This is a genomic window from Chryseobacterium amylolyticum, from assembly GCF_051011775.1.
Lineage (GTDB): Bacteria > Bacteroidota > Bacteroidia > Flavobacteriales > Weeksellaceae > Chryseobacterium.
The window spans coordinates 1,118,374-1,137,652 of sequence record NZ_JBPCHX010000001.1; the positions used below are offsets into that span (position 1 = coordinate 1,118,374).

General features: G+C 37.6%; 15 protein-coding genes and 1 tRNA gene. 7 read left to right on the forward strand and 9 right to left on the reverse strand.

Features of this window, described 5'->3' with window-relative positions; all coding sequences use genetic code 11:
- Nucleotides 1-319: 319 nt before the first annotated feature.
- A tRNA-Phe gene (locus ACR1PO_RS04875) sits at nucleotides 320-392 on the forward strand.
- Between the two features lie 106 nt (nucleotides 393-498).
- On the opposite strand, the gene ACR1PO_RS04880 is transcribed toward ACR1PO_RS04875, so the two are convergent.
- The 5 genes from ACR1PO_RS04880 to ACR1PO_RS04900 all read right to left on the reverse strand — a co-directional run bounded on the left by ACR1PO_RS04880 (nucleotide 499) and on the right by ACR1PO_RS04900 (nucleotide 10,296).
- Nucleotides 499-1,260 (reverse strand): LytR/AlgR family response regulator transcription factor, encoded by a 762-nt coding sequence (locus ACR1PO_RS04880; protein WP_433986030.1) that lies wholly within the window; start codon nucleotides 1,258-1,260, stop codon nucleotides 499-501.
- Between the two features lie 78 nt (nucleotides 1,261-1,338).
- Nucleotides 1,339-2,658 carry a RagB/SusD family nutrient uptake outer membrane protein gene (locus ACR1PO_RS04885; RefSeq protein ID WP_433986031.1) on the reverse strand — a complete coding sequence of 440 codons (1,320 nt, stop codon included), beginning with the start codon at nucleotides 2,656-2,658 and terminating at the stop codon, nucleotides 1,339-1,341.
- 12 nt (nucleotides 2,659-2,670) lie between these two features.
- Nucleotides 2,671-6,003, reverse strand: a complete 3,333-nt coding sequence (locus ACR1PO_RS04890; RefSeq protein ID WP_433986032.1) for a SusC/RagA family TonB-linked outer membrane protein — start codon at nucleotides 6,001-6,003, stop codon at nucleotides 2,671-2,673.
- A gap of 6 nt (nucleotides 6,004-6,009) precedes the next feature.
- Nucleotides 6,010-8,601 (reverse strand): zinc-dependent metalloprotease, encoded by a 2,592-nt coding sequence (locus ACR1PO_RS04895; RefSeq protein WP_433986033.1) that lies wholly within the window; start codon nucleotides 8,599-8,601, stop codon nucleotides 6,010-6,012.
- 111 nt (nucleotides 8,602-8,712) lie between these two features.
- Complete coding sequence (locus ACR1PO_RS04900; protein ID WP_433986034.1) at nucleotides 8,713-10,296, reverse strand: histidine kinase; 1,584 nt, start codon at nucleotides 10,294-10,296, stop codon at nucleotides 8,713-8,715.
- A gap of 241 nt (nucleotides 10,297-10,537) precedes the next feature.
- Between ACR1PO_RS04900 and ACR1PO_RS04905 the strand changes: the two genes are divergently transcribed.
- From ACR1PO_RS04905 to ACR1PO_RS04915, 3 genes are read left to right on the forward strand one after another with little or no spacing between them, the layout of a single operon-like run.
- The gene (locus ACR1PO_RS04905) at nucleotides 10,538-11,713 is read left to right on the forward strand and encodes a thioredoxin family protein (protein ID WP_433986035.1); all 1,176 of its coding nucleotides are present in this window, start codon (nucleotides 10,538-10,540) and stop codon (nucleotides 11,711-11,713) included.
- A gap of 6 nt (nucleotides 11,714-11,719) precedes the next feature.
- A complete protein-coding gene (locus ACR1PO_RS04910) occupies nucleotides 11,720-12,352 on the forward strand; it encodes a DUF3575 domain-containing protein (RefSeq protein ID WP_332388015.1) in 633 nt (210 codons plus the stop codon).
- A 4-nt stretch (nucleotides 12,353-12,356) separates the two neighbouring features.
- Nucleotides 12,357-12,563: a hypothetical protein gene (locus ACR1PO_RS04915; RefSeq protein WP_332388016.1), complete on the forward strand. Its 207-nt coding sequence runs from the start codon at nucleotides 12,357-12,359 to the stop codon at nucleotides 12,561-12,563.
- Here ACR1PO_RS04915 and ACR1PO_RS04920 read toward each other — a convergent pair whose 3' ends face one another.
- Complete coding sequence (locus ACR1PO_RS04920) at nucleotides 12,564-13,760, reverse strand: exo-beta-N-acetylmuramidase NamZ family protein (RefSeq protein ID WP_433986036.1); 1,197 nt, start codon at nucleotides 13,758-13,760, stop codon at nucleotides 12,564-12,566. It abuts the gene before it with no gap.
- A gap of 4 nt (nucleotides 13,761-13,764) precedes the next feature.
- Between ACR1PO_RS04920 and ACR1PO_RS04925 the strand changes: the two genes are divergently transcribed.
- Together ACR1PO_RS04925 and ACR1PO_RS04930 are read left to right on the forward strand one after the other, a co-directional pair.
- On the forward strand, nucleotides 13,765-14,994 hold the full coding sequence (locus ACR1PO_RS04925; protein ID WP_002977515.1) for an ABC transporter permease: 1,230 nt from the start codon (nucleotides 13,765-13,767) through the stop codon (nucleotides 14,992-14,994).
- 131 nt (nucleotides 14,995-15,125) lie between these two features.
- Nucleotides 15,126-16,118 carry a PLP-dependent cysteine synthase family protein gene (locus ACR1PO_RS04930; RefSeq protein WP_332388017.1) on the forward strand — a complete coding sequence of 331 codons (993 nt, stop codon included), beginning with the start codon at nucleotides 15,126-15,128 and terminating at the stop codon, nucleotides 16,116-16,118.
- A gap of 71 nt (nucleotides 16,119-16,189) precedes the next feature.
- Here the strand turns inward: ACR1PO_RS04930 and ACR1PO_RS04935 are convergent, their stop codons facing one another.
- From ACR1PO_RS04935 to ACR1PO_RS04945, 3 genes are read right to left on the reverse strand one after another with little or no spacing between them, the layout of a single operon-like run.
- Complete coding sequence (locus tag ACR1PO_RS04935; RefSeq protein ID WP_332388018.1) at nucleotides 16,190-16,720, reverse strand: hypothetical protein; 531 nt, start codon at nucleotides 16,718-16,720, stop codon at nucleotides 16,190-16,192.
- A gap of 37 nt (nucleotides 16,721-16,757) precedes the next feature.
- On the reverse strand, nucleotides 16,758-17,060 hold the full coding sequence (locus ACR1PO_RS04940; RefSeq protein WP_332388019.1) for a chaperone modulator CbpM: 303 nt from the start codon (nucleotides 17,058-17,060) through the stop codon (nucleotides 16,758-16,760).
- A 3-nt stretch (nucleotides 17,061-17,063) separates the two neighbouring features.
- The gene (locus ACR1PO_RS04945; protein WP_433986037.1) at nucleotides 17,064-17,978 is read right to left on the reverse strand and encodes a DnaJ C-terminal domain-containing protein; all 915 of its coding nucleotides are present in this window, start codon (nucleotides 17,976-17,978) and stop codon (nucleotides 17,064-17,066) included.
- A gap of 93 nt (nucleotides 17,979-18,071) precedes the next feature.
- On the opposite strand from ACR1PO_RS04945, the gene ACR1PO_RS04950 reads away from it, so the two are divergent.
- Nucleotides 18,072-19,271, forward strand: coding sequence for a dicarboxylate/amino acid:cation symporter (locus ACR1PO_RS04950; protein WP_433986038.1), 1,200 nt, complete (start codon nucleotides 18,072-18,074; stop codon nucleotides 19,269-19,271).
- Nucleotides 19,272-19,279 lie beyond the last annotated feature (8 nt).

A 19,279-nucleotide genomic window follows, 5' to 3' on the forward strand; every position in this document is an offset into this window, starting at 1 on the left:
TAATAGTACGACTAACACTTGTTAGGATTATTAGGTATTATAAATCAGTTGTTTGCCAGTTCTCTCTATTGAAAATCAACTTATTTTGTTCCCTGTTTAAAATACAGCGGGAAATTATTCCCATCTGAAAAAGTAAAGTGTAGGAAAAAACGAAAAAATAAGAATCTATCAAAACACTGATGAACAGCACATTGAAATCAAAAACAAGTTGCATCAGGATATTTCTTCAAAAAAATAAACAAAATATTTGCGCGGTATCATAAAATGTTATACTTTTGCATCACTTTAAAACAACGAAGTAATAAACAAAAACATAAATGGTTTCTTAGCTCAGTTGGTAGAGCAATGGATTGAAAATCCATGTGTCCCTGGTTCGATTCCTGGAGAAACCACTTCAAAACCTCTAATTTATTTTAGAGGTTTTTTTGTGTATATACTTTTCAACTGAATATTGATTAAAAGTAATAATTAATCCAAAAAGTTAATAAATGACTACAATCAGCTGTTCAGCCAGCCAAGACATTCAGCAATCTGGGGTTTACTGATAAAAACGTCTGTGCTCACTTCAGGTTCGGGAGAAAGTTTCAATTCTACCTTCTGGCTTGAATGCTTGATGATTTCCGTAACTGCATTTTTATTAACAATAAATTTCCGGTTAATTTTAAAGAAAATTTCCGGATTCAGCTTCTGGATAATATCTTTAATGGTATCATCATAAATATAAGTCTGATGATCTTTTGTAGTCAGGAAAAGGTATTTCCCTGAGGCAAAAAAATAAGCTGTGTTATGTTCGTCTATTGATTTAAGCTTGTTCCCTTCTCTCACCATAAAACGTTTCATCACCCCACCTTCTGTCTGGCGTAATGAGGACATAGATTTAAGGACCGGTTCAGGATCAAAATTGTTTCTTATGGATATAAATTTCTGTAAAGCTTTATGCAGGTCTTCTTCTTCAAAAGGCTTGAGAAGATAGTCAATCGTAAAATGCCTGAAGACCCTCATGGCATATTCATCAAATGCGGTAATGAAAATAACTGGGGTAAAAAGTTCCACCTGTTCGAAAATTTCAAGGCTCATTCCGTCACCAAGATGGATATCCATAAAGATAAGATCTGCTGAATCTTTCTCAAAAAAATCAATTGCCTGCTTTTTGGAACGAAGAATAACAGTCTCTGTAACAGGGACTATGCTCTGTATATCCAAAAGGTTTTTCAGATAATTAACAGCCAGCAGTTCATCTTCTATAATGGCAATTTTCATAACGGTGCAAAAGTACAAAAAACCGCTGAAACAATTAAGTTCAAGCGGTTTCCTCTGTATTGAATTTGATATGAAGTTCTATAGATTAGGATTATTCTTCTTCGCGCTCATTGGATATTCGATGGTATATCGCGGATCATTCTGCTGAAGAATATATTCTTTGCCACTGATGGTGTGGCTTATTTTTTTCTGATTGGCTCTTCTTAAATCAAACCATCTTTGCCCTTCAAGAGCAAATTCTCTGAATCTCTCATCCAGGATAAACTTCATAAATGCTGTAGAATCCATTGAGTTCACCGCATTCTGTACTGAAGTAAATCCTTCCGGAGTGTATCTGTTTTTTACTACTTTAAGAACTGTTTCTTTTGCCTCATTAAGTTTATTCAATTTTAATAATGCTTCAGATTTTATAAAGTACTGTTCTGCTGTTCTGAAAGACACTTTGAATTCTAAGCTCCCTCCTTTAATTACCTTATACTTATTCCCATTTTTTTCAAAGTATATGCCAAACCTTTTATCTGCAGCATTATTGTATGAAGAAATCAGTTCTGGAGATGCAAAAGACAAATTCTTTATAGAATTGTCCCATGTATTGTCCAAAGCCATAATAGATTCCGGGGAAGCATAATGGTTGGGCGGAGTATTTACGGTATTTAAGTTCACTAAGTCTCCTTTTACCGCCAGCACCTGATCGGCGTAATTCAATGCTTTGTTCCAATCTCCTTCGTAAAGAGCTGTTCTGGCTTCAAAAGCCAGCAATGCTGTTTTTGAGAACCTGTAATTGACTCCCAGCACCTGTTTCTGCTCTACCATCAGATCTTCTGCTTTTTTCATATCTGCATGAATCTGATTGTACACTTCCTGTACTGACGATGGTTTCAATACCGCCTCAAGGTCAATTTCAAGGTTGATGGGAACTCCTTTGTCTGTAGAAGCCGTAGCACTGTTGTATGGTTTTCCGTATAAATTCACCATATCAAAATACAGGTAAGCACGAAGGGCATAAGCTTCTGCTAAAATCTGATTCTTCTCCGGAGAGTCCTGCATGGTTTTGCTTCCTTCATTGATAATCTGGTTCAGGTAGAAGTTTACAGAATAAAACCTCAGCCATGGAAATTCCGTAGATGTAGGATCATTATTCGAATCCTTCCACATTGCCATTTCACGATAAGAAACAAAATCTACTCCATTGTCATCAATATTTACCTCATCGGTACGAAGTGCTACCAGAGACTTGTGAACGGGGTATTTTGAATAGGCTGATGTAAGTACCTGTCGATAATCTTCGGCAGTAACAGGAATTACTTTTCCTTCTGGCTGAATATCTAAAAACCTGTCACATCCTATATTGACAAAGCTAATTGCAGCAAATGCTATGATTGTTGTAATTTTTCTCATTTTTCTCAAGTTTTAAAAAGAAACATTAAATCCTACGGTTACCGACTTGGTGATAGGTTGTGCATAAATATTACCATATGTTTCCGGATCAAAATATCCTTTGTATCCGTTACTGAATACAAACAGGTTACGTCCTTCAACACTCAGTCTCAGGCTGGAAATTCCCATAGGATTTGTAAATTCTTTAGGCAGTGTATATCCTAAACGGATACTGCTGATTCTGATATAACTGATCTCTTTTGCCCACACATCCAATAAACTGTATGCATTGGAACTGTTTCCGGCAAACCATTTATTCGCCATCCATCCGTACGGATTAGCCTCCATATCAGGGCTTGTAATTCCCGGAAGTGCGCCTCCTGCCTCGTAAATATCCCTTGTATAGTTTCTTCCTCTATCCAAATCCATACCTCTGTAAGAAGGTGATCTCATTACGGTCTGCTTCAGGTTGAATGTCGCAGAAATTGTAAGATCAAAGTTATTTACTTTAAAGGTGTTGATAATCCCTCCGGTAAATTTCGGATCTCTGTCTCCCACATAGGTAAACAGGCTTCTCAACTCAGCATTTGAAAGTTTCGTATCTACGAGCTGCCCCGGAAGGAAATCTGCATACACATCATATAATTTAAAGAACTCAGCAGCTGAAATCTTTTGGTCTCCTTTCCAGAATAGCGGATTTCCGTACTGATCCATTCCTGCGGTTTTCAAAGCAAAAACAGCATTTACCGGAAGCCCCTCTCTTGAAGGAAGGAAAGCGTTGTCACGAGGCTGCTCGCTTAGCACCCTGCTTTTATTGTGAGCAAAGTTGATGGTAGTAGTCCATTTGAAGTTATCATGGTTGATGTTTCTGGTTGATAATGCCAGTTCAAAACCTTTGTTGGTCAAACTTCCCCAGTTCATCATGGTATATTCGAACCCTGTTTCCAGAGGGGTTTCTTTCATGCTGATCATATCTGTCCCTTTTCTGCTGTAAACATCGGCAGTAAGACTAATACGGTTATTGAACAATCCTAAATCAAAACCAACGTTGGTATTGGTTGTTTTTTCCCATCTCAGTTTATCATTCGGTGGGCTTATTACAGTAATAATATCTTCTTTTACACCTGGAAGAATTGTTGCATCATTATATTCTCCGATAAAAAACGGTGATGTGTTTCTGTCTATATTTCCCTGAAGACCATAAGATGCTCTCAGCCTAAGGTTAGATATGGCAGAGATATTTTTCATGAAATCTTCCTTCGTTACCAGCCATGATCCTGAAACTGCCCAGATCGGAAGATATTTATACTTTTTATTCACACCAAAAAGATTGGTTCCGTCATATCTTACACTTCCGAAGAATGTATACTTCTGATCATAAGTATAAGATGCCGTAGCAAACATGGAAGCATAAGCATTCTCTATTGGTGGGTTTTCACGATAAGTTTCATATTTTTTATCTGATGCAAAATCTGAATTCGGGAAAACAATTGGTGTACCTCTTCTGGTCTTCGGATCATATCCGAAAGCCCTGGTGACCGTTGTATTATCTTCTGTTTTACGGATTTCTGTACCGGCCATCAAATCAATTTCATGTTTTGAACTGATCTTTGTGCTGTACGCAGCCTGCAATTTCCAGTTGTACTGGAAGAAATCATTATCCCAGTTTTGTTTTACAGCACCTGCAGGTAGAAAATAATTATACTTACCGTCTTTGTAGTAACGGGTACCCTGTCTCATTTTCCTTGTGGAATAGGTATTTTCTGCTGCAAATTTCTCTGTTTTGTTGGCGTCATACTGGATTCCTAACTGAGAGGTAAATCTTAAACTTTTTGAAGCTTTATATTCTAAATCTAAAATGGCTTTCAAAGAATTATTTTTAAGCGTATAGCTTGTATTTTCTCTCTCTTCCAGAAAGTTAAAAGGCACATACAAGTCCTCAAAACCGTCTATATCTTTATCATAATTGTAGCTTCCGTCTGCGTTGAATGGCTTAAGATAAGGATTGGCATTTCTTGAATAGTTAACCGGGTTTATTGAAGCATCAGCATCCGTTACAAAAGATGTACGTTCACTTTGTGTTCCGAAAATAGAGATTCCTGCATTTAACTTATCACTTAATCTGTAATTGTTTTTTAAGGTCAGGTTATATCGTTTAAAACCTGTACCGATAGTTGTTCCTTCTTCATCATAATATCCAAGAGAGAAATAATAATCTGCACGGTCACTTCCTCCGGAAACACTTAATCCGTATTGTTTGTTGATGGCATTTCTGTACAACAGTTTACCCCAATCTGTATTGTTGTTTCTTAAACCGTTAATTTGCTGGCGTGTGAATGAATTCAACGCGTCAAAACCTCCGTTCCTGAATGCATCAAGCTGGTTATTCTGAGTCAGAATTCTCATGACTTCTCCTTTATCTGCACGGTAAGTAAGATCTGCACGTTTGGCAAGCATCAGTTCCAGATCTACTTTTTCAGAAGCATTTAAAAGATTCAGTTTATCAAAATCAGGACGTGCTGTAACGAAGGTATCTGCAGAGAAATTCAGTTTTAAACTTCCTTTTTTTCCTTTTTTTGTTGTGATGGAAATTACTCCGTTTGCAGCTCTTGCTCCGTAAATTGCCGTTGCAGCCGCATCTTTAAGGATGGTAATATCTTCAATATCATTAGGGTTCAAACCTGCGATAGAGAAATTCTGAAGCTGGTCAATATTATCTTTATCCGTAAAATTAGGCACATCATTTCCTTCCAACGGAAGACCGTCGATTACCCATAGCGGATCCTGGGGACCGGAAAGAGAAGCTGTTCCCCTGATTCTGATCTTTGCAGGGCTACCAGGAGCACCGGTTTCGGGAGTTACTGCCACACCAGCAATCTGCCCTGCCAGCATCTGGTCTACACTGGCAACACCAGCCTGGCTGATGTTGTCCATTTTCACAGTAGAAACCGCTGAAGTCTGCTTACGCTTTTCAATTTTCTGGTAACCGGTGATGATTACTTCCTGGATTTTATTTTTATCTGAAACCTCAGAAGTCAGTCTGATAGTATAATTCGTTTGTCCTTCATTAAGCTGAATGACTCTGGATTCATAGCCTGGAAAACTTACCAGTACGGATTTTGTATCGGCAGGGATTTCCAGTATGAATTTTCCGTCCTTATCGGTTACAGTACCCACTGACACACTTTCGATAATTCCTTCCAGTTCTGTTTTTGTAGACACCGACTGGGTCTCGATTTTTATAGATGCACCGCTGATAGTCTGGGAAGTATTTCCATCTTCTATTTTTCCGGTGATGGTTTTCTTTTGCTGGGCCATTGCTATATTAGCAGCCAAAAGAGGTAAAAGTATTAGAGTTTTTTTCATTGCCGTTTATTTGTTTAAAGCCTCTTGTATACGAATGATTAAATCTGTGTAATGTGCTCTGGAAGCATCATCACCTCTGTATCTTGTCCTGTTCAGTAATTCCAGAACCTTCTGAAGTTCCGCTCGCTTATACGTAGTGACCTCAGATACTCTTTTCATGGATGAATAATTGATATTCCTCAAACCGTGATCATCTTCATGGAAGTTACAAATGGTCGGAATTTTCAGGGTATCCTCTGTTTTCAATCCTTTCACTGCCGTTTTCTCAAATAATTTGTTCACCGAAACAATTAAGGCATCCACATAATTTTTCTGAGTCATCTTTTCAAGCATTGTAAGGCTTCCTTTTTTACTGAAAATGGCTGTTCTCACCTGATCAAATAAATTCTCAACCGTATAGATCTCTTCTTTTGAGCCGGACATCTGATGTTTCAACTCATTTTCAAGCAGCCTAAGCAACCGGTCATCCATAAATAAAGAATAGATATTCGCATACTGCATTCCTCTTGCAAGGGTATACGGTGTCTGCTCGAATGGTCCCATTGGTGAATCTTTTACCGGATACGTTTTTTCTGTAATCGGATTAAAGAATAACCATTCCGGAAGATTGATGGCATTTTTAACAAGATAATCAACCGCTCTTCTCTGAATTTCTGCAGGAACCGCTTCGTAAGCTTTCTTTTTGTTTCCAAAAACTGTATTGTTCAGGTAAATCCCGCCTACATTGGCCATTACGTGACCTGTGTACAGATCCCACTGCCCGATTACTCCCAGATACAGTTTTCCGGCATCTGTATAATCCTTACCATCTTCATAAGTCCATTGTAAAAGATTATTGATAACCACTTTCAGGTTTTTCATCCCGTATTCGCTGGCTTTCATGGCATCATCTCCCAAATCTTCAGATTGTGAGCGAGGATCAATGGTTTCAAGGTAGCTTTGCTGCTCACCGTAGAAATACATAGGATCATCTTCATGTTTTTCAATCAGGTTTTTCAGCGCTTTTTTTTCTGTGAATTCATCCGGATACCAACGGTAGCCCCACTCAATGGCATATTTATCGTAAATCCCAATTTTCGGAGTGATGGCTGTAACGCCATCTTCCGGCTGAGCTACGTAATTGTAACGGGCATAATCCATAATGGAAGGTGCTGTACCACCCATTTTGTCTGTAAACGCTTTGGAACGAAGCGATTCTACAGGAAATGCAAAGGATGCTCCCATATTATGCTTCAATCCGAAAGTGTGACCCACCTCATGCGATGAAACAAAACGAATGGCTTCTCCCATATGTTCATCACTGAATTTATTTCCTCTTGCTTTAGGATCAATAGGCCCTGTCTGAATTCTCATCCAGTCATGAAGGGAAGTCATCACATTATGCCACCAGATAATATCTGCTTCAATAATTTCACCACTTCTCGGGTCTACTACTGATGGCCCCATGGCATTTGACTTTGGCGATGCGGCGTAAGTAATTACAGAATATCTTACATCATCAATATCAAAATCTTCATCTTTTTCATCCGGCATTTTCGCAATCACTGCATTTTTAAATCCTGCCTGCTCAAACGCCGCCTGCCAGTCATGTACTCCGGCAATGATCTTTTCACGCCATTGTTTTGGTGTCGCCGGATCGATATAATAAACAATCGGTTTCTTAGGCTCTACCAGCTCACCTCTTAAATATTTTTCTTTATCTTCATCTTTGGGTTCAAGATTCCATTTGGTAATGAAAAACTTTTCATCCATTTTCTGCTGGTTATCATTAAACGACCAGTGTTTTTCGGAGAAAAATCCTACTCTTGAATCGGCTACTCTTGGCTTCATCGGTATTTTAGAAAGCAGTACCAGATTGGTAGTAACGCCCAATGTTACCGGAAGATCTACCCCGCCTTCATTGACAGAAGTAGACAATTGAGACTTCACTACCAAGTTCTTTGGAAATGTCTTCACTCCTTCTATATAAGAAAGGCTTGATTTCACAGAACCTCCCAATCCTACATTGGCCAAAACGTCGTTAAAGCTTTTCTGATTTCCATCAAAAACTTTATTGACTTTAATCGCTACAGCAGTAGAGTCATTATTCTGTGCTTCAATGTCAAATACTTCAATAACAGATTCTGAAAAATTATCTTTTACAGATTTTGTAATGGCATCATTTTTTGGGGATGACACCTTAGGCACAACAGTTTTCACCCATACTTTTTTAGCTACAGGATCGCGGTAAAAGGAAATGACCTTATTTTCATAATTCATCCCTTTGTTCAAACCGGCTTCATTCACCTGCATGGGTACCTGAGAAAGTTTGTTGACCACCAAAAACTGGCGCCCCATTAAGCTGTCCGGAATTTCAAAATAAATATCCGTTTTTACCTGAATGGTATTAAAAAGCCCCTTTTTATAGGTTCCTTTTTTGATCAGGTCCTCAATTTTCTTGGTTTTCTTTGAGGAAGAGGTCTCTGTCTTATCCGTTTTTTCTTTGTTGACCTTTACCGTATCCTTATCTTTCTTCTGCGCTACAGCCATTGGTGAGGCCATAGCAAGACCGAGATACAGTGCCAGCCTGTAATTCTTCATTAAAATAGTCCGATTCATTCCAAATAGTAAATATCTTAGTTTCAGCCGCAAAGCTATAGGTATCATGAATCATATAAATAATATTAGGGAGTGAATGGTGATTTTTCGGGAGTGAATGGATTTTTATTTTCACTTCAATAAAGGCAAAAAACATATGAAATATTCACCATCTACAGAAATATGAAGAAGATTATTCTTAAAATACCCGTAAATCTGATTCAAATAATCAATTCCAAACTTCTCACCCTGTACCGGATCTGCTTTAGGCTGCCAGGTGTTCTTTACCGTAATCCCGTCTTCATCGACAATAATGATAATTTCCAGGGGCTGGTCTATCGTTGCTATATTATGTTTGGTTGCATTTTCTGTGGCGATCTGAAGGGATAAATACGGAATTCTTTTTTCCATACTTTCAGGAGCATTAATAATCAGTTCAAACCTCATCTCTTCATCAAACCTGCTTTTCAGAAGCTCCATATACTGCTGTATAAATTTGATTTCCTGCGAAACCGGAACAATATTTTCTTTAGGAGGCACTATCAGATACCGGTAAATCCTGGAAAGATTCATGGTAAATTTCTGTGCATTTTCCTTATTGATCCCAATCAGCATATAAAGGGAATTCAGTGAATTGAAAAGAAAATGTGGATTGATATTATTTTTAAGTTGCTGAAGCTGATTGATCACTTCGGCTTTGTGCATTTTCTCATTCTCTATCAACAGTAAATTCTTCTCTGACTGTATTTTCTCTTTTTCCTGATAAGCCAGACCGGTTGCCCTCTGAAATAAAATGAAAACAGTTACAATAAGGAATAACGCTGCCAGGAAAATATAAACAGTATAGGTTTTTATCTTACTGATATTTTCATCAATGATAAAATTCACATGATTCACGACTGTGTATCCGTCAAAATTGTCGGTCTTCAACGGTTTTATGAATCTTGTCACCTCCACACCAAGGTATTCAGAGACAGCTGTTCCTTTAGTGTACCCTGTTTCCGTTTTACTCACCAGTGTATCGTCAGGCTTAATATCTGTAAAATCAAAAATATTCTTCCCGATATATTTCTTCTCAGGATGGGTGATACAGATTCCTTCTTTGGTAAAAACGTAGGCATATGTATTGGAACTTTTGTCAACATTGATAAAATATTGATGAAGATCGTCAAGACTTACGGTAGAACCATAATATAATCTGCTTTTATCGGGCAGCACCAAAGAATCATAGCTTACCCAATACATACTGTCTTTTTGAGTCGTCAGAAGATCTTTGAAGTGTCCTGAACCATTATTTTTAAGAACAATGGGTTGTTCCTTATCCTTTGTACCCTTAAAAATACCGGATAAAGGATTATTACTCTCTGTTTTTCCGGAAGCGGCATTTTCATAATAATACCAGCTGTAAGGGAGCAGATTTCTTTTTTTGTTCAGGTCATTTAAAACCGAAGAGTACTCTTTATAATTCTTCAATCCGTCTTTCCGGATCAATGCACGAAGGAGATACTGATAATCTTCAATATTTCTGAATTCATGTTCTATAGATTCATACTTTCGGAAGAATGTTTTCTTGGCAAAATCATCGGTATTCTTACGGCTGTCTTCGGTAATCAGAAGACTCAAAACGGCAAATGCTGCCACTGCAATGAAGCAGGCAGATAAAGCGGTAATATAAATGGATTTTTTGGATAAAGCGTGCTTAAAATTAATAATCAAATTCTATAAATTACGGATTCCTCTACATATAAATTATTCGTTTGCAAAGATATAACAAAGATTCCAGGACTGTAAAGTGAATTATTTATATATCATAAGTATCGTTTACTTTATAAGAAGGCATGAAATATCAGAAAATATCTGTAAGTCTTAAAATTAGTTAATATCATGGTTTAACCCGCAGATTCGGCCCGCTATATTTTGAAAATTAATTATCTTCGCCTACAAATCTTATTTGAAAATGAAGAAGATCATCTCCGGGATATCTATTTTTTGTGCCATCGCTGTCTCTGCTCAGGAATCTATCCAGTTTCAGGAACTGCCGTTCAAAGATATCATTGCAAAAGCCAAGAAAGAAAAAAAACTGGTTTTTATTGATGCCTATGCTTCCTGGTGCGGACCGTGCAAAATGATGGAAAAAAATGTCTTCACCCAAAAGTCCGTGAGTGATTACTACAATACCAACTTCATTAATGCAAGATTTGACATGGAAAAAGGAGAAGGCAGGGATATTGCTTCTAAATTCGGAGTACGGTCCTATCCTACTTATCTTTTCCTGAACGGTGAAGGTGAGCTGGTTTCCAGAAATACAGGGTATATGGAAGAGAGCCTGTTTGTAGCAATGGCTCAGGATATCAATTCGCCAGGAAATAAAAAAGGATCTCTTAAAGACCGCTTTGCCGGTGGTGAAAAAGACCCTGAATTTCTTATCAATATCATGAAGCTTAATGCCAACTCAGATTATGAATTCGCCAAAAAAGCTTCGGAAAGATATTTCCAGAATAAAAAGAAAACAGAAGAACTCACAAAGGACGAGATTGGTTTTCTTCTTTATTTCGTAAAATCATCTGAAGATGTCAATTATCCTGTTTTTACATCCAGAAAAGCAGAGATTATTAAATTCCTTCCTGAAGAAACTTACAATGAATTTGATGCCCAGCTAAAATTGGGAAAAATAGTAGAACAGTCCATTGATGATAAAAATAAAAAAATCAATGATGACTATTTCATGAAAGCTGCCGAACCATTGGTCGGAAAAGAAGCTGCTGTTAAAAAACTTAATCAGACCAAGCTGAGCTATTATGAGCAAAACAGCAATTTCCCTGAATACGAAAAAGCAGCTTTAGAGTATTATAAAAACTCTGATACTTTTGATCCGAATGAACTTCTGAGAGCAGCCTGGATATTTGCAGATCATGTGAAAACACCATCTTCATTGAAAAAAGCAACTGAATGGGCAGAAAAATCTGTTATGAGGGGAGAAACTTCCGAAAACACTTATATTCTTGCCAAACTCTATTACCTTACCGGAAATAAAGAAACAGCAAAAAACTATGCTGAGATGTCTAAAAATATGGCCGTTCAGGGGAATAAGGATTCTCAGCTGGCAGACGAATTATTAAAGCAAATAAAATAATACCGGATGAAATATAAATTATTAGCAGCAGGCATTTTAGCTTTCCTGTCAGTAAGTACATTCAGTGCTCAGGAACAGGAACAAGGAGGACAGGATAAAAGTTTATACATAAAAGGAAATGCTTTATTTGCTCCGATAGGTATTTTAAACCTTGGGCTGGAAAAACAGATTAGTCCCAGATATACCCTTCAGGGAGATGTTTTCATTTCGCCATGGAAATCTTTTGCGGGACATGAATTACAGATCTACTCTCTTTCTGTGGAAGGAAGGTATTATTTTAAAGAAGCTTTTAAAAACTGGTATTTAGGAGTAAATATTGGTGCCGCAGCTTATAATCTCCAAAAATGGAGTTATTGGAATGATAAAAGTTTTGAGAACTGGAACGGAGAAACCCTTATCAATTCTAATCTGTACCAAAGAGGTTTATCAATCATGCTGGGGGTAACAGCAGGGTATCAGTTCCAGTTATCCGAACGATGGAATCTTGATATTTATGGAACTGTTGGAACTTCACAGGGATTTTACAAAGGATATGACCGTACTACCGGGAAGCGCTATGATGCTGCAAAAGACTTTAATAAAAGTGGTGAAATTATTCCGTACAGAGGAGGCGTAATGATCTCTTATAAATTAAAATAAGACAATGAAGCTATTCGGAAAAAATCATATGATTATTTTAGTGATCACTTTTGTGATCCTTTTTTTAATGAATTATATCGGGAATGATCTGCCCGATAAATTAGAAAGGGCATTAATGACTGCTTTTGCAGGTGTTATCGGCTTGACTATTGGCTTGTTTATATTAAATAAGGGCAGAAATGATAAAAATCCGCCCCAGAATTTTGATTAATTAATCTTCATAGACCACATATCTGGTTCTGATCTTTTCGAAATTTTCCAGATCTTTTTTCCATGAATTTCTGATTTCCGGAATTGATTTTCCAGCGATGATCTGTTTTCTCAATTCATCAGTTCCGGATAAGGTATCAAACCATAGGTTTTTCAGAAAGAAATCCTGCTGGGGATTTTTGTAATTCTTATATGCTTTGATCACCCATTCAAGATTAAGTTCCCTTAAATCTTTAGGATAATTAGACAGGTTTTCACCATAGCATAATTTCCCGTTCAGGAATGGATCTTTAGCACCATAGCTTGGTTTTGGTGTAAACTGATAAGGAAGATTCTCCGTCCATGGAGAACCATAAATCTGAAACGGAAGATCTGTCCCCCTTCCTACAGAAACTTGTGTTCCTTCAAAAAAGCAAAGGCTTGGGTATAAATTGATGGCTTTATCATTGGGTAAATTAGGAGAAGGCTTATCAAGCATCGGATAGCGCTGTTTTTTATGATAATTCTTCATCGGGATAAGCGTATATTTAGCCTGAACACCATTTTTCAGCCACTTTTCACCGTTGACCATTTTCCCATACTCTCCTATGGTAAGTCCGTATACTACAGGAACTTCATGCAGCCCAACAAAACTTGACCATTTTTTCCTTAATACCGGCCCGTCAGTATATCCGTCATGGGGATTGGGACGATCCAGCACCATAATCTCAACATTATTTTCTGCACCGGCTTCCATCAGGTATGACAAGGTGGAAATATAAGTATAGAACCTCACTCCTACATCCTGTATATCAAAAACGACGATATCAATTCCGGCAAGCTGCTCCGGCTTTGGTTTTTTATTATTGCCATACAGAGAAACAATAGGAATGCCTGTTTTTACATCAACTCCGTTTTTCACTTTTGCCCCCGCATCAGCATCACCTCTGAACCCGTGTTCAGGAGCAAAAATAGACTTTATTTTAATTCCTTTTTTTACCAGAAAATCCACCAGATGAGTTCTGTCATTCATTAAGCCGGTCTGATTGGTTACGATCCCTATTGTTTTGTTTTTCAGCAATGGCAAATAAATTTCAGGCTGATCCGCACCGGTTTTAAAATCCGGTTGAACTTGAGTCTGAGAATAATATTGGTTGAATACTCCTAAAAAAATTAGGCAAATCAGAAGTAAATTTTTAATTTTGAAATCTAAATTCATAAGCTTGAAATTTCCTTTATATTTCTCTAGAAAAATAGCATTTTCCAAAGATAACAAAAATAACCTTTCAAGGGTTATCATCTTCATTGGCAGGCTTTCCGTAGCATTAGGAATCATCGTTTCCTTAATTACCGTGGCCACCGGTTTTGGGTCCAAAAAAGCTATCAAAGAGAGGCTGGCAGATTTCAGCGGACACATTACGGTAAGATCTACCCGGTCAAACTCTTCCTACAATACTTCTGTTCTCGATAATCAGGGACTGAACATTGCAAAAATAAAAGAGCTGCCGGATGTAGAAAGTATCCAGAAGTATGTAACAGTAACCGGAATTATGCGTAATGAGCACAATTTTGCCGGAATCATATTTAAAGGGATCGGAAAAGATTTTGACAGTTTAAGGTTCAAAAAATTCCTTATTGCCGGTACTACTCCAAAAGTGACGGAGAAAGGATTCAACAATGATGTTGCGATTTCACAGAAAGTAGCCAATGATCTTCATCTAAAAGTAAATGACAGTATTGTTACCGTATTTTTAAAAGCCGATCAAAAACCGCTTTACCGTAAATTCAGAGTGATCGGAATTTACAGAACTGATATCAAGCTCATTGACGAACAATTTGTTATCGGCGGTATCAATCACGCAAGAAAAATTCAGGATATGAAGCCTGATGAAATCGGTGGTATAGATATCTTCCTGAAGAATGTCAATGATATCGACAAAGATTTTCCCGACATTGAGAAGCTGATCGGTTACAAAAATTATGCTGAAAAAGCGACTGAGAAATTCCCGCAGATTACAGACTGGATCAGTATTTTTGATACCAATATTGCTTTAATCATCATCATTATGCTGATTGTAGTGGTTATCAATATCATTATGGTTCTTCTGATCCTTATTATCGAAAGAACAAATTCTATTGGTCTTCTGAAAACATTAGGCGCAAGCAATTCACAGATAAGAGCAACTTTCATCAATTATACCCTGATTATTATGATTCCTGGGCTTTTGTATGGAAATGCTATCGGATTGGGACTGATTTTAATCCAGAAATTCTTTGGAATCATTAAGCTTAATCCGGAAAACTATTATGTAAGCACCGTTCCGGTAGACCTTAATCCAATTGCCATTATTTCTATTTCAGTCGGAATTCTTATTATCTCAGGACTGGCTTTGATTATTCCGAGCTACCTGATCAGTAAGATTTCTCCGGTGAAGGCGATTAAGTACAACTAACATTATAATTGATAATTGAAAGTTATTCATTGTCTCTCAGGTGATTTCAGCATTATCCACAACTTATCCACATGTTATCCACAGCGCAGATAATTTTAAAAGCCTTATCTTTGGACCGCATATAAAACATTATGAAATACGCAAACAATATCCTTGAAACGATAGGTAATACGCCGCTGGTAAAGCTTAACAAAGTGTTAGGTGAAGATTTCCCGGCATTAGTATTGGCGAAAGTAGAGACCTTCAATCCCGGAAACTCCGTAAAGGACAGAATGGCTCTTAAAATGATAGAAGATGCCGAAAAAGACGGCAGATTAAAACCTGGAGGAACCATTATTGAAGGTACTTCAGGAAATACAGGAATGGGACTGGCTCTGGCAGCAATCATCAAAGGCTACAAATGTATTTTTGTAACCAATTCAAAACAGTCAAAAGAAAAATGTGATATTCTTCGTGCCGTAGGTGCTGAAGTAATCGTTTGTCCTACCGATGTAAAACCTACTGATCCGCGTTCCTATTATTCAGTTTCAAAAAGACTGGCTAAAGAAACGGAAAACGGATGGTATGTCAACCAATATGACAACCTTTCCAACAGAGCAGCTCATTATGAATCTACAGCACCGGAAATCTGGGAACAGACTGAAGGGAAACTTACACATTTTGTAGTGGGAGCCGGAACAGGAGGTACTATTACAGGATGCGGAACTTTCTTCAAAGAAAAAAATCCGGAGATTAAAGTAATCGGGGTTGACACTTACGGTTCTATTCTGAAAGAATTCCATGAAACGGGTGAACTGCATTACGATCATGCCTACACTTATATTACAGAAGGAATCGGAGAAGATATTATTCCTGAAAACTATGATATGTCTGTTATTGATCACTTTGAAAAAGTAACAGACAAAGACGGCGCTATCTATGCAAGAAAACTGGCTAAAGAAGAAGGTATTTTCTGTGGATATTCTGCCGGAAGTGCCATTGCTTCACTGGTCCAGATGAAAGATCAGTTCACTAAAGATGATGTAATTGTAGTTTTACTTCATGACCACGGTTCAAGATATGTAGGAAAAATCTACAATGATGAGTGGATGAAGGAAATGGGATGGCTGGAAGAAAATAAATAAGCAAAATTGCTAAAAGGCTAAAAGCTATTTATAAATAATAAACGGAGCAAGATTATTGCTCCGTTTTTATTTTATGGGTTCATATTTACTTTCTCGTTCAATGTATTTTTGAGAAGGCTGTACTCTCTTTCGCTCATTGCTTTTCTGGGAAACATATAACTGTATTTTCCTTCAAGGGAAATAAATTCATGAGTGCTGTCAAAGTACTCAAAATCTTTCCATTCACTTGTTTCTTTTTCCCCATCGATATTTACCGTAAAAAAGTTCTTATCAAACCGGATTTCATACACCTGGCATTTTTCCAGGTTATTCAAATAATGATTCACCTGTTTTTTCCATCTTGATACTTTATTAACACTTACCGACAGAAAAACAGCACAAAGCAATAATATAAAGCTTAAAAAGTATAAAATACCCGTACTTTCTTTAGTAAGATGATCTTTTAAAAGAAATACAATAAATACGATCACAGCTGCAGCAATAGTGGTAATGGTTTTCCCTTTCGTTGTCGGTGAAAAAAGCAAGCTTCCCTGATTACCGTTAAAATAAATAGCTTCAAAAATCTTTCTGTCCGGTTTTAGGGTAATGACCTTTTCATTCATAATGGTAGGATTTGCTTTAAAAAGCTACAAAACTACACTAAATATCTTCATATTGGTCACTTATTGCAGAAAGTTTATTCATCAGTTCCCTGTTTTTGCGGTTCAGAGCATCAAGTTTTTTCAGCATATGATGAATCACTTCAAGACCAGGAAGATTTATTTCAAGATCATAATGCCAGTTGGCGAATTTTTCCAGATCAGGAAGGTCTTCATACATCAGATAATGAATATTATTTTCAATCTGAATGTTCAACAGTCCATAATCTACAAGTTCATCAAAAAAAGTGACTTCTATATTATATATTTTTACGAGTTCTTCCCGTGATATTCTTTCACTCATAGCTTATGAATTTTTTAATTGTTCAAAAAGTTCTTTCTGCTTTTCAGTAAGGTTCGTTGGCAGTTTCACTTCATAGGTTACAAAAAGATCTCCGTGTTCACCTTCTTTTTTATAGACAGGAAAACCTTTTCCTTTCAATCTTACGGTAATTCCGTTTTGGGTTTCCGGCTTCACTTTAAGATTTACACTTCCTGTAAGGGTATGTACTTTTACATCACCACCTAAAACAGCGGTGTATAAATCAATCACAACTTTTGTTTTCAGATCATCTCCGATTCTTTCAAAATCCGGATCTGCCGGGATATTGAAGGTGATATACAGATCTCCGTCAGGGCCTCCGTTTACGCCGGGGCTTCCATGTCCTTTCAGTTTGATCTGCTGTCCGTCATACACTCCGGCCGGAATGGTGATTCTGACTTTTTTGCCATTGATATCAAAAGTCTGCTGATGGGTGACTGCAGCATCTCTTAAGCTTAAGTTCAGTTCAGCCTGTATATCCTGTCCTTTGAATTTTCCGGAGGCCCTTCCTCTTGAACTTCTGCCAAATCCTCCACCTGCTCCACCAAACATACTCTGGAAGAAATCTGAGAAATCTTCTCCTTCGCCAAAATCAGCACCGGAAAATCCTCCGTTATAGTTTTGCTGCTGATATTGTCTTTGCTGTTGCTGCTGGGCTTTTTCATATTCCTCGCCATGTTTCCAGTGTTCCCCGTATTTATCATATTTAGCACGGTTTTCGGGATTACTGAGGACTTCATTGGCTTCGTTCAGCTCTTTGAATTTTTTTTCCGCTTCTTTATCGCCGGGATTTAAATCAGGATGATGTTTTCTGGCCAGTTTCCGGTAGGCCTTTTTGATATCATCCTGGGTTGCGTTTTTATCTACGCCTAAAATTTTATAATAATCTATATAAGCCATAGAAATGAGGTTTACTCAAATTTATGAAATTTAGGTTTGAAAATTGTATAACAGAATGTTAAAAATAAACCTATCTTTGATAAAATGCTCTACATGAAAGATGTATTGAAAAACTACTCCGGAATCATATTTTTACTTTTAGGAATCATTGTTGGAAGCATCATTGGAATTGTTGCTCCCGGCTTTGTGCAATACATAAAGCCTTTAGGTGATATTTTTCTTAATCTTCTTTTTGTAAGTGTAGTTCCCTTGGTCTTTTTTGCAGTATCCAATTCCATTGCTTCCCTGGAGCAGCAATCCAAATTCGGAAAGATCATCCTTGTGATGGCGCTTACTTTCTTATTCTTTATTCTAACAGCAGCTATTTTCACAATATGTGCGGTCTATCTTTTCCCGGTTTCAGGGGTCTCCGGAAGTTCTGAGATTATTTCTGAAGCAGCTAATAAGGATACATGGGGCAACAGAATCGTAAGTTTCTTTACAGTAGGGGAATTCACAGAGCTTTTTTCAAGAAGAAATATGCTGGCTCTTTTGGTATTTGCTTTTCTGACAGGATTTGCAGCCAGGAAAACAGGAGAAAAGGGACAGCCTTTCAGGGTTTTTATCGCATCGGGATATGAAGTGATGAAAGAGCTTCTTCTTCTCGTTATGAAGCTTGCACCAGTAGGTTTGGGAGCTTACTTTGCTTATCAGGTAGCCACTTTGGGGCCGCAGCTTTTTGGATTTTATGGTAAACCTTTGGGACTATATTATATTGCGGGGGTTATTTATTTTCTTGTATTCTTCTCTATTTATGCTTTTATGGCAAATGGACAAAAAGGAGTGAAAAGCTTCTGGACGAATGCGATCTATCCTACCCTTACCGCTATCAGTACCTGCAGCAGCTTTGCAACGATGCCGGCCAATTTACAGGCCGCTTCAAAAATCGGGATTCCGAATTCTATTGCCAATCTGGTAATTCCCATTGGGACCACCCTGCATAAAAACGGTTCTTCCATGTCATCTATCATTAAGATCTATGTGGCTTTCCTGATCATCGGAAGAGATTTCTTTGACCCTGCCAACCTGCTTTTAGCTTTGGGAATAACTGTTTTTGTGAGTATTGTAGCGGGCGGAATTCCTAATGGTGGATATATCGGGGAAATGCTGATGATATCTGTGTATAAGCTGCCTCAGGAAGCCATTCCTGCTGTGATGATCATTGGAACTCTCGTAGATCCTTTGGCAACAGTACTGAATGCTGTGGGAGATATAGTCGCGGCTATGTTTGTAAGCAGGTTTGTAAAAGTCTGATTGCATTT